The organism is Micromonospora echinofusca (assembly GCF_017614955.1).
Taxonomy (GTDB): Bacteria; Actinomycetota; Actinomycetes; order Mycobacteriales; family Micromonosporaceae; genus Micromonospora; species Micromonospora echinofusca_A.
Genome location: NZ_WVUH01000250.1, coordinates 1 through 11,104, shown reverse-complemented (window position 1 = coordinate 11,104; position 11,104 = coordinate 1). Strand labels below are relative to the sequence as shown.

8 protein-coding genes and 1 pseudogene are annotated in these 11,104 nt (G+C 71.9%); 3 read left to right on the top strand and 6 right to left on the bottom strand.

Annotation, left to right across the window (positions count from 1 at the left end):
- From GSF22_RS23865 to GSF22_RS23855, 3 genes and pseudogenes are all read right to left on the bottom strand, one after another.
- A pseudogene (locus GSF22_RS23865) lies at positions 1-376 on the bottom strand (transglutaminaseTgpA domain-containing protein); the annotation flags it as partial.
- On the bottom strand, positions 373-1,671 hold the full coding sequence (locus GSF22_RS23860) for a DUF58 domain-containing protein (protein ID WP_208815970.1): 1,299 nt from the start codon (positions 1,669-1,671) through the stop codon (positions 373-375). The pseudogene GSF22_RS23865 and the gene GSF22_RS23860, both read right to left, overlap by 4 nt.
- Before the next feature lie 3 nt (positions 1,672-1,674).
- Complete coding sequence (locus tag GSF22_RS23855) at positions 1,675-2,730, bottom strand: AAA family ATPase (protein ID WP_208815969.1); 1,056 nt, start codon at positions 2,728-2,730, stop codon at positions 1,675-1,677.
- A gap of 566 nt (positions 2,731-3,296) precedes the next feature.
- Between GSF22_RS23855 and leuS the strand changes: the two genes are divergently transcribed.
- Positions 3,297-6,140, top strand: coding sequence for a leucine--tRNA ligase (leuS, locus tag GSF22_RS23850; protein ID WP_208815968.1), 2,844 nt, complete (start codon positions 3,297-3,299; stop codon positions 6,138-6,140).
- 101 nt (positions 6,141-6,241) lie between these two features.
- On the opposite strand, the gene GSF22_RS23845 is transcribed toward leuS, so the two are convergent.
- Genes GSF22_RS23845 through GSF22_RS23835 form a run of 3 tightly spaced genes read right to left on the bottom strand, consistent with a single transcriptional unit; the run spans position 6,242 to position 8,878 of the window.
- On the bottom strand, positions 6,242-7,021 hold the full coding sequence (locus tag GSF22_RS23845; RefSeq protein WP_439957800.1) for a TVP38/TMEM64 family protein: 780 nt from the start codon (positions 7,019-7,021) through the stop codon (positions 6,242-6,244).
- Entirely contained in the window at positions 6,925-7,641 is a 717-nt protein-coding gene (locus GSF22_RS23840; RefSeq protein ID WP_208815967.1) for a type 1 glutamine amidotransferase, read from the bottom strand. Before GSF22_RS23840 ends, GSF22_RS23845 begins: the two co-directional genes overlap by 97 nt.
- Positions 7,631-8,878: a MurT ligase domain-containing protein gene (locus GSF22_RS23835; protein ID WP_208815971.1), complete on the bottom strand. Its 1,248-nt coding sequence runs from the start codon at positions 8,876-8,878 to the stop codon at positions 7,631-7,633. Before GSF22_RS23835 ends, GSF22_RS23840 begins: the two co-directional genes overlap by 11 nt.
- Before the next feature lie 376 nt (positions 8,879-9,254).
- Between GSF22_RS23835 and mraZ the strand changes: the two genes are divergently transcribed.
- Positions 9,255-9,686 (top strand): division/cell wall cluster transcriptional repressor MraZ, encoded by a 432-nt coding sequence (gene mraZ, locus GSF22_RS23830; protein WP_208815966.1) that lies wholly within the window; start codon positions 9,255-9,257, stop codon positions 9,684-9,686.
- Positions 9,687-9,885: 199 nt separating this feature from the next.
- Positions 9,886-11,043, top strand: a complete 1,158-nt coding sequence (gene rsmH, locus GSF22_RS23825) for a 16S rRNA (cytosine(1402)-N(4))-methyltransferase RsmH (RefSeq protein WP_208815965.1) — start codon at positions 9,886-9,888, stop codon at positions 11,041-11,043.
- Positions 11,044-11,104 lie beyond the last annotated feature (61 nt).

The following is an 11,104-nucleotide window of genomic DNA, read 5'->3' as shown; positions in this document are numbered from 1 at the left end:
CCCCGAGCACGGTGATGAACAGCAACGGCTCGGTGTCCGGGACCTCCACCCCGTACGCCCGCATGTCCCGCAGCGAACCGGCCAGCAGGTCACCGAAGTGGGTGAAGGTCGACGGGGTGGGCAGTATCCCGAGCAGTTCCCCACCACCGGGGAACATCCAGGTCAGCCCGAGCAGCAGCCCGGCGCTCATGCCCAGCCCCTGCGCCCAGACCGGTGCCCGCAGCAGCCGCAGCAGCGCGGCCACCCCGGCGACCAGGGCCACCGCGAGGATGCTCTGGACCAGCCAGGTCCACCGCTGGAAGATCGCCGACAGCGGTGCCGAGGCCAGCACCGTCGCCACCGCCGCGATCAGCCCGAGGTTGCGTTGTCCGGTCACCGCACGCCTCCCGCCACCGTCTCGGCCAGCGCGGCCCGCCAGGCGAAGCCCTGCGAACCCCGGGCTGCCTGCGGCCACAGCATCGGCAGTTTGCCGCCGTGCTCGACCCCGATCACCCGCCACCCGCTGTGCATCAGCGCCCGGGCCGCCGCCTCGTGCGCCTGCTCCGCCTCGGCGCGGGCCCGTTCCGGCAGGTTCAGCCAGGTGCTGCTGTGCAGCAGGAAACCCACACAGGTGGCGTTGTTGCCGCGTACCGCGGAGAGCAGCTCGGCCTCGGCGGGGGTGAGGCTGCCCAGCAGCGCGATGACCAGCCCGCCGTCGGCCCGCTGCCGGATCCGCTCCACCAGGGCCGCCACGTCGGTGCGACCGGTGAGCCGCACCTCCGCCAGATGGTCCAGCACCAGCCCGTCACCGGCCGCCTCGCTGGCGTCCACGTCCGCGCCGGAGCCGGTGACCAGGCGCAGTTTGTAGCCGTTCTGCCGCAGGTGGACGGCGATGCTGGCGGCGGCCGAGACCGCCCACTCGAAGCTCGCCGTCGGCCCCTCGCCCCGGTGCCCCGGCGACCGGGTGTCCAGCACCACGGTGGCCCGGCTCTCCCAGGGCTGCTCCTCGCGCCGCACCATCAGCTCACCGGTACGGGCGGTCGACTTCCAGTGCACCCGGCGCAGGTCGTCGCCGCGCCGGTACTCCCGGGTCGCCGCGTCGTCCTCGCCGTGCACCGCGACCGACCGGGCCCGGCTGTCCCCGGTACCGCTGTACTCACCGGGCAACCGGACGGTGGGCAGCGGGACGACCTGGGGTACCACCGTCAACCGGTCGGTGCTGGGGAACGCCCGGGACAGCTCGCAGAGGCCGAACGGGTCGGTCATCCGGACCACCAGCGGACCCACGTCGTACCGGCCCCGGACGTCGGCCCGGACGGTGTACGCCACCGAACTGGCCTGCTGCGCGCCGAGCCGTTCCAGCACCACCCGGGGCCGGCTGCCCAGCGCGTACGGCAGCCGGTCCTCCAGGAGCAGGGTGCCGGTGGGCAACCGGGACATGTTCTGCAACCGGAGCACCACCCGGGAGGTGGCCCCGACCGGTACCCGGTGCGGTTCCAGCGAACGGCTGCAGGCCAGCTTGTACCGGCTGCGACCGACGTAGACGGCGGCGAGCAGCGGCAGCACGGCGAGCAGGAACGCCACCCGGAGCAGGTCCCGTTCACCGAGGATCAGCGCGGAGAGCGCCGCCGCCAACCCGGCGGCCAGGAACGAACGACCCCGGGTGGTGAGCCCGTGCAGCCCTTCGCGCATGGGTCACCGCCCCCGGGGCTCGTACCGGGACCGCCCGTTGTTCTCGCCGGTCGGCCGGGTGTCGTAGGGGGAGCGGCGCCGGTCGTTCGGCAGGGGGAGCCGGTGCACCAGGTCGGAGACGATCGCGTCGGTGGTGCGGCGGGCCAGCTGCGCGTCGGCGGTGGGGATGATCCGGTGCGCCAGCACGGGGACCGCGAGCGCCTGGAGGTCGTCGGGGAGCACGTAGTCGCGGCCCTCCAGGGCGGCCACCGCGCGCGCCGTGCGCAGCAGTTGCAGCGTCGCCCGGGGGGAGGCGCCCAGCCGCAGGTCGGGGGCCTCCCGGGTGGCGGTGACCAGGTCCACCGCGTACTGCTTCACCGCGTCGGCGACGTGGATGTTGCGGACCGTGGCGATCAGTCGGCGGACCGTCGCGGCGTCCGAGACCGGACGCAGCTCGTGGATCGGGTCGCTCGCCCCGTGCCCGTCGAGCATGGCCAGCTCGGCCCCGGCGTCCGGGTAGCCCATCGCGATCCGGGCGGTGAACCGGTCCCGCTGCGCCTCCGGCAGCGGGTACGTCCCCTCCATCTCGATCGGGTTCTGGGTGGCGATGACCATGAACGGGGTCTGCAGCTCGTAGCTGACCCCGTCCACCGTGACCTGGCGTTCCTCCATGCACTCCAGCAGCGCCGACTGGGTCTTCGGGGAGGCTCGGTTGATCTCGTCGCCGACCACCAGGTTGGCGAAGACCGCACCCGGCTTGAACTCGAAGTCGTGGGTCTCCTGGTTGTAGACGCTGACCCCGGTGACGTCGCTGGGCAGCAGGTCGGGGGTGAACTGGATGCGCCGTACCGAGCAGTCGATCGAGCGGGCCAGGGCCTTGGCCAGTTTGGTCTTGCCCACCCCGGGTACGTCCTCGATGAGCAGGTGTCCCTCGGCCAGCAGCACGGCCAGCGCCAGCCGCACGGTGGCGGTCTTGCCCTCGATCACCTGCTCGATGTTGGCGACGATGGCGTCACTCGCGGCACGGAACTCGTCCTGCGGCAGCGTGCCGCCCAACTCGTCCCAGGTCTGTTGTGTCACGGGCCTCCTCCTCGTCGCTGCATGGCTGCTCTGGCAGAGCCGATGGGACCCGCTCCTGCGCCAGGTGGGGCGGATCCGCCCTGTCTAGATCGGTTGGATCCGCCGGTAGGTTCGCGGGTTGACCGAACGGATGTGTGGTCCGGACCACCCGCATGATTCAGGCTAGCCGTAATGCGGCGGGACGCCGACCACGCTTGGTGACAGAGCGGTAGGAAAATCATGTCCCGGGTACGGAGCGGACACCGGCCACTTCACTGAGTGATCAGACAACGATGTGACTCTCTGTCCAACCTGCGGGACGACCGGTCCCCGCGTCCGGTATGCCCGCGCGTGGTCGGGCCGGACCCGCTACAATCCGCTCATGGCCGGGTTCTTCCTGCTCCTTACCGAGCCGTGCTGATGCGCTGACGCGCGACGGCACGGCTGCCCCTCGTGTGCGAGGGGCTTTTTTGTGCCCCGGATCCGGACCCTTCCCGACCACCCGACAGCCTGTACGACACGAGGTCACCAGCCAGCACGACGCGGGGGTTGCCCTGGCGGTGACGAGCGAGGCAAGGAGACGAGCCATGACCGAGGCAGTCGCACCGGCGACCGATGTGCCACCCTTCCGGTACACCGCTGCGCTGGCGGGTGAGATCGAGACCCGCTGGCAGCGGTACTGGCAGGAGCGCGGTACCTTCCACGCGCCCAACCCGACCGGCCCGCTGGCCGACCCTGACCACCCCCGGGCCGGCGCCGAGAAGCTGTACGTGCTGGACATGTTCCCCTACCCGTCCGGTGCGGGCCTGCACGTCGGGCACCCGCTGGGCTACATCGGCACCGACTGCTACGCCCGCTTCCAGCGGATGGCCGGCCGCAACGTGCTGCACGCCATGGGGTTCGACGCGTTCGGCCTGCCCGCCGAGCAGTACGCGGTGCAGACCGGCACCCACCCCCGGACCACCACCGAGGCGAACATCGAGCGGTACAAGGCCCAGCTGCGCCGGCTGGGGCTGGCGCACGACGACCGGCGGTCGGTGGCCACCATCGACGTGGAGTTCTACCGCTGGACGCAGTGGCTGTTCCTGCAGATCTTCAACTCCTGGTACGACACCGACGCCCGTCGGGCCCGGCCGGTCGCCGAGCTGGTCGCCGAGTTCGAATCGGGCAGTCGGCCCACCCCGGACGGCCGACCGTGGGCCGAGCTGGACCCGGCCGAGCGGCGCCGGATCGTCGACGACCGCCGGCTGGCGTACGTCTCCGAGGCGCCGGTGAACTGGTGCCCCGGTCTGGGTACCGTGCTGGCCAACGAGGAGGTCACCGCCGACGGCCGGTCCGAGCGGGGCAACTTCCCGGTCTTCAAGCGCAACCTGAAGCAGTGGATGATGCGGATCACCGCCTACGGTGACCGGCTGCTGGACGACCTGGAGCTGCTGGACTGGCCGGAGCCGATCAAGCTGATGCAGCGCAACTGGATCGGCCGGTCCACCGGGGCGCACATCGACTTCCCGACCGCCGCCGGCACGCCGGTACGGGTCTTCACCACCCGACCGGACACCGTCTTCGGCGCCACCTACATGGTGCTGGCCCCGGAGCACGAGCTGGTCGACGCGCTGGTCCCGGCGGCCTGGCCGGCCGGTACGAAGGACGCCTGGACCGGCGGGTACGCCAGCCCCCGGGCGGCCGTCGAGGCGTACCGCAAGGCGGCGGCGGCCAAGACCGACGTGGAGCGGCAGGCCGACGCCAAGGAGAAGACCGGTGTCTTCGTCGGCGCGTACGCCACCAACCCGGTCAACGGGGCGCCGATCCCGATCTTCGTCGCCGACTACGTGCTGGCCGGCTACGGCACCGGCGCGATCATGGCGGTACCCGGCCAGGACGAGCGGGACTGGGCCTTCGCCGAGGTGTTCGACCTGCCGATCATCCGGACCGTGCAGCCGGAGGAGGGCTTCGACGGCAAGGCGTACACCGGGGACGGCCCGGCCATCAACAGCGCCGCGCCCGAGCACGGCCTGGACCTGAACGGCCTGGGGGTCACCGACGCCAAGGCCCGGATCATCGCCTGGCTGGAGGCCAACGGGCACGGCACCGGCGCGGTCACCTACCGGCTGCGGGACTGGCTGTTCAGCCGGCAGCGCTACTGGGGCGAGCCGTTCCCGATCGTCTACGACGCCGACGGCGCGGCGGTCGCGCTGCCCGAGTCGATGCTGCCGGTCGCGCTGCCCGAGGTGGACGACTTCTCCCCGAAGACCTTCGACCCGGAGGATGCCAACTCCGACCCGGAGACTCCGCTGTCCCGGCGTCGGGACTGGGTGGAGGTGGAGCTGGACCTGGGTGACGGCCCGAAGCGGTACACCCGGGAGACCAACGTGATGCCGCAGTGGGCCGGCTCGTGCTGGTACGAGCTGCGCTACCTGGACCCGACCAACGCGGAGACGTTCGTCGACCCGGTCAACGAGCGGTACTGGATGGGCCCGCAGGGCGAGGGCGACTGCGGGGGCACCGACCTGTACGTCGGCGGCGCCGAGCACGCCGTGCTGCACCTGCTGTACTCCCGGTTCTGGCACAAGGTGCTGTACGACCTGGGTCACGTCTCCAGCGTCGAGCCGTACCGGAGGCTGTTCAACCAGGGCATGATCCAGGCGTACGCCTACGTCGACTCCCGGGGCACGTACGTGCCGGCCGAGGAGGTCGTCGAGCGGGACGGCGGCTACTTCCACGGCGACGTCGAGGTGCGCCGCGAGTACGGCAAGATGGGCAAGTCGCTGAAGAACGTGGTCACCCCGGACGACATGTGCGAGGTGTACGGGGCGGACACGTTCCGGGTCTACGAGATGTCGATGGGCCCGCTGGAGGTCTCCCGGCCCTGGGAGACCCGGGCGGTCGTCGGCGCGTACCGCTTCCTGCAACGGGTCTGGCGCACCGTGGTCGACGAGTCCACCGGCGAGCTGCGGGTCACCGACACCCCGGCCGACGAGCCGACCCGGCGGCTGCTGCACCGGACCGTCGACGGGGTGCGGGGCGACATGGCGGGCATCCGGTTCAACACCGCGATCGCCAAGCTGATCGAGCTGACCAACGCGCTGACCAAGCTGCCGGCCACGCCCCGCGAGGTGGCCGAGCCGCTGGTGCTGATGGTGGCGCCGTTCGCCCCGCACATCGCCGAGGAACTGTGGCAGAAGCTGGGGCACGCCGGCTCGCTGGCGTACGCCGACTTTCCGGTGGCCGACCCGGCCCTGCTGGTCGCCGAGTCGGTGACCTACCCGGTGCAGATCAACGGCAAGGTGCGCGGCCGGATCGAGGTACCCGCCGACGCCGCCGAGGCCGACGTGCGGGCCGCCGCCCTGGAGGCGGTCGCCGGTTCGCTGGCCGGCAAGGAGCCGCGCAAGGTGATCGTGGTACCCGGCCGGATGGTCAGCGTCGTCGCCTGACCCGCACCCCCCTTCCTGCGCGATCTTGCACTTGCGGCCCCGGCGTATCCGTCTGAATGGGACATGTCACGGGCCGCAAGTGCAAGATCGCCGAGGCGGGGTCAGGTGGGGCGCGGGGCGCGGCGGCGGCGTTCGCTGCGCCACCAGCGGCGGATCAGCACCCCGCTGGCGATCAGACCGAGCGCGGCGGGCGCGGCGGCGAACCAGTTCACCTCACCGGGTGAGCTGACCGCCGCGCCCACCGCCGCGTAGCCGAACGCGGTGGGCGCCGAGGCGAGCACGCTACCGGTGAGGAACGGCAGCACCCGGGCGCCGGTGGTGCCGTAGCCGTAGCTGACCAGCCCGAACCCGGCGATCGGCAGGAGCCGTACGGTCACCACGCCGAGGACGCTCTGCCGGGCGAACCAGCCGTCCAGCCGGGCCAGCCGGCCCCGGACCCGTTCGGCGACGAAATCCCGCCCGAGTACCCGGCCGACCGCGAAGCCGAGCGCGGCGGCGAGCAGGGCCGCGCCGAGGGCGTACACGCCGCCCTCCAGCGGACCGAACAACGCCCCCGAGGCGAGCGTGACGAAGGTCCGGGGGACCAGCACCACCAGCAGCAACGCACCACCGACGATCCCGGTGACCGGGGCGTACCCGCCGAGCGAATCGGCCAGGTGCGGCAACTCGGCCAGTTCCGGGCGGGGTACCAGCAGCACCACCAGGCCACAACCGGCGAGCAGGAGCAGGAGCAGGGTGAAACGCACCGCCGACGGCTGCCGCAGCAGCCGGCGGACGGCGGCGATCACACCCGGGCGGCGACGGCGGCGCGTCGCTCGGCGCGGAGCCGGTCGGCCCAGGTGTCGTCCAGCGGCGGGAGCTGGTGCGCCCCGGTCGCCCAGCGCAGCAGCAGGTCGGCCAGGGCCGGGTTGCGGGCCAGGGCCGGGCCGTGCGAGTACGTGCCGAGCAGCTTGCCGCGCCACGCCCCCTCGGTCGCCCCGTCGTTGCCGATCCCGGCGGTGACCCGGGCCAGCGGCGCGACACCGGGGCCCAGGTGGGTCCGGCCGCCGTGGTTCTCGAAGCCGCTCAGCGGGGGCAGGCCCAGTCGGGGGTCGATGTCCCCGGCCAGCTCGCCGACCGCCCGGGACGGACCCCGGTCGGAGCGCAGGTCGAGCAGTTCCAGCCCGGCGTACTGGGTGCCCTTGGCGAAGAAGGAGGCGCCGAGGAGCTGGTAGCCGGCGCAGACCCCGAAGATCACCGCCCCCTGCGCGGCGGCCCGGTGCAGGCCGCCGTCGGCGAGCAGCCGCTGGGCGCCGAGCGCCTGCGGGCCGTCCTCGCCGCCACCGATCAGGTAGATGTCGGCGCTGGTCGGCATCGGCTGGTCCGAGCGGACCTCGATGGCCTCCACCGGCATGCCCCGCTGCTGTGCCCGGCGGGCCAGGATCAGCAGGTTGCCCCGGTCGCCGTAGGTGGACAGCAGGTCCGGGTAGACCAAGACGATGCGCAGGCTCTCAGTTGACACGGTCCAGCTCCGCTCGGATGTCCTGGAAAGCGGTGTAGTTGGCGATGACCTCCAGCCGCCCGGGTGGCACCTCCGCGACGGCTGCGGCGAACGTCCGGACGTGCTGGAAGGGCACGTCGTTGACGGTCAGCCGGACCGCCAGGTCGTACGCCCGGTCGCCGGTGATGAGTACCTGCCGGCCGCGCAACGGGGAGAAGTCGACGTCGAACAGCCAGGAGGTGTCCAGCCCGTCGGGGTCCCGGGCGTTGATGGAGAGCAGGGTGGGCGCCTCGTCGGCCATGTCGAACGCCTCCAGCCAACTGGCCGGGTTCTTCGCCAGCAGCAGCCGGATGTTGCGCCCGTCCCGCTGTACCTGGGCGTACCGGCCGGCGATGGAGGCGACGTCGCGCAGCCGGTAGACCGCGTCGACCGGGCGCACCCCGAACTCGGCGGCCACGGCCAGCGCGGTGGCCGCGTTGCCGATGTTGACCCGACCGGGCAGTTGCAGGGTGACCTTGTGCCAGGCGCCGCCCGGGTCGAGCACCCCGTCGTCCTCCACCACCCAGTGCGGCTGCGGACGGCGCATCGGGCAGCCGCTGCACCACCACTGCTCACCGTTGCGCTGGATGGTCGAGCCGCACTCGGGGCAGACCCACGAGTCGTCGTGCCAGCGTTGGCCGGCGCTGAACCAGGTGACCTGGGGGCCCTGGACGTACTGGCCCTGCACCACCGGCGGGGTGACCGACCAGACCACCATCGGGTCGTCGGCGTTGGCCACCACCCGGACCTGGGGGTGGCGGACCAGCGCGGACCGCCAGAGCTGCGCCATCATCGCCACCTCCTTGGCCCGGTCGAGCTGGTCCCGGGAGAGGTTGAGCAGCGCCACCACGTGCGGGTTGGTGGCGTCGAGCACCTGGGAGAGGTAGTGCTCGTCGACCTCCAGTACCGCGTACGGCGTGTTGCCGGCCTTGGCCAGCGCCGAGGTGTGCCCGGTGGGCATGTTGGCGCCGAACGAGTTGGTCGCGACGGGGCCGAGTACGCCGACCGCCGCGGTGGTGAGCCGGGTGGTGGTGGTCTTGCCGTTGGTGCCGGAGATCAGGGCGATGGCCCGTCCGGCCGCGAGGTGGGCCAGCAGGTCTGGATCGATCTTGAGGCCGAGCCAGCCACCGATCACCGATCCGTCGCCACGACCTGCGGCGCGCGACAGCGCTCCGGCGGTCCGCGACACGGAACTGGCGACCTTGGCCCGCAGGGGCAGCTTCGCGTCCGTCACGTTCGCGAGGTTACCGGACCGGACACCCCGCCAGATCGCGGCCGAGGCCGAACGGATCGCCGCCGGGGTCGGACCGTTCGGTCGTCCGGTGCCGACCCGACGGTTGGATCTTGGTGATCCGGTTGGAGTCGATCAATGTCAGAAAGCGGACCAGGGCATTCGGGCGGTCCGGCCCTCCACTTCACTCCACCCCTTCTGACGTGCGCTTTTAAACGGAAAAGTGGCGCGCCGCGCGGTTGAAGTTGGTTGCGGGTGGAGGGAAGTGGAGTAGAGTGGGGCCCAATGGTGAGGCCGGGAGGGCCCACCGGCCCGGGGGGTCAGCGGTGCCGCGAACACCGCTATGGGCAAGGGGGTTGGGCCGATGTTTCTCGGCACCCACACTCCGCGCCTGGACGACAAAGGCCGGCTGATCCTTCCGGCGAAGTTCCGGGACGAGCTGGCGGGAGGTGTCGTGATCACCAAGGGGCAGGAGCATTGCCTCTACGTCTTTCCGATGCCCGAGTTCCAGCGGATCGCGGAGCAGTTGCACGCGCAGCCGATGACCAGCAAGGCCGCGCGGGCGTACAACCGGGTCTTCTTCGCCAGTGCCCACGACGAGGTCCCCGACAAACAGGGCCGGGTGACCATACCGGTCCACTTACGCCAGTACGCGGAACTCGACCGCGACCTGGTGGTGATCGGGGCCAGTACGCGGGTGGAGATCTGGGACCGGCAGAAGTGGGAGACCTACCTCGCGGAGAGCGAAGACGACTTCGCCGACATCGAGGAGGGGGTGTTGCCGGGCAGTCTGTAGGGCGTGTCGACACCCGACGTACTGCGAGATCTCCAGCCGCTCCGATGCTCCTGGCACCCCTTCCCCGGTGCCAGGCGCGGGATCTGTTCAGGGCCGCGGCCTGAGGCGGGCAAGAGCGGATGGGGATCTGGCGGTATGACGGAAATGTCACACCTTTACGGAATGCTGAGCGAAAGAAACGTTGACAGTGGGGGTCGGCATGGGGGAGCTACGCGGTACGCACGTACCGGTGCTACTTGAGCGGTGTCTCGAGCTGCTCGCCCCCGCGCTCGACCGGGGTGACCGCCGGACGGTCCACGTCGACGCGACGCTCGGTCTCGGTGGGCACGCCGAGGCGGTTCTCGCCGCACACCCCTCCACCGTCCTGATCGGACTGGACCGGGACACCGAGGCGCTGGCGCACGCCGGGGCGCGGTTGGCCCGGTACGCCGACCGGATCCATCTCGTGCACGCCGTCTACGACGAACTGCCCGAGGTGCTCGACCGCCTGGACATCCCGGCGGTGGACGGGGTGCTGTTCGACCTGGGCGTGTCGTCCCTGCAACTCGACGAACCCGACCGTGGGTTCGCCTACGCGCAGGACGCACCCCTGGACATGCGGATGGACCAGACCCGGGGGGTGACGGCCGAGGAGGTCGTCAACACCTACTCCCACGCGGAGCTGGCCCGGGTGCTGCGGGTCTACGGCGAGGAGAAGTTCGCCGGTCGGATCGCCTCGGCGATCCTGCGGGAGCGGGAACGTGGCCGGCTCACCTCGTCGGCCCGGCTGGCCGAGCTGGTCCGTGAGTCGATCCCGGCGCCGGCCCGGCGAACGGGCGGACACCCGGCAAAGAGAACGTTTCAGGCTTTGCGGATCGAGGTAAACAGGGAACTGGCGGCGTTGGAGACGGCGCTGCCGGCCGCGCTGGACGCACTGGCCCCGGGCGGTCGCCTGGTGGTCCTGTCCTACCACTCGCTGGAGGACCGGCTCACCAAGCACGCGCTCGCGGCCCGGGCCCGCAGTACGGGCCCGGTCGACCTCCCGGTCGAACTGCCCGGGACGGGCCCGACGCTACGGCTGCTCAGCCGGGGCGCCGAGCTTCCCGGGGAGGCGGAGGTCGCCGCCAACCCGCGTGCCGCCTCGGTGCGGCTGCGGGCGGCGGAGCGGATCGACCCGACGCGCACCACCGGAGCACGGGACAACGGTAGGGCCGACCGCGAACGGCCCCGCCGGAAGGTGAAGGGGATGCACCTGCCGGGCGCTGCGGCGCCCCGGGAGGCCGTGGCGCGGGCCGCGGCCCGACCGACGGACCAGGGGGGTCCGGAGCGGGTGCCTGGGGACGGTACGGGCACGGCGGAACAGGGGGAGGGATCATGAACGTCAACAGGCGCGACCGTCGGGACACCGGCGTAGCGCGCAGCGCCGGACAGCGCACACC

Coding starts and splice junctions, on each gene's coding strand:
- GSF22_RS23860 (WP_208815970.1), bottom strand. CDS start 1,671: ATGCGCGAAGGGCTGCACGGGCTCACCACCCGGGGTCGTTCGTTCCTG.
- mraZ (WP_208815966.1), top strand. CDS start 9,255: ATGTTTCTCGGCACCCACACTCCGCGCCTGGACGACAAAGGCCGGCTG.
- rsmH (WP_208815965.1), top strand. CDS start 9,886: ATGGGGGAGCTACGCGGTACGCACGTACCGGTGCTACTTGAGCGGTGT.
- leuS (WP_208815968.1), top strand. CDS start 3,297: ATGACCGAGGCAGTCGCACCGGCGACCGATGTGCCACCCTTCCGGTAC.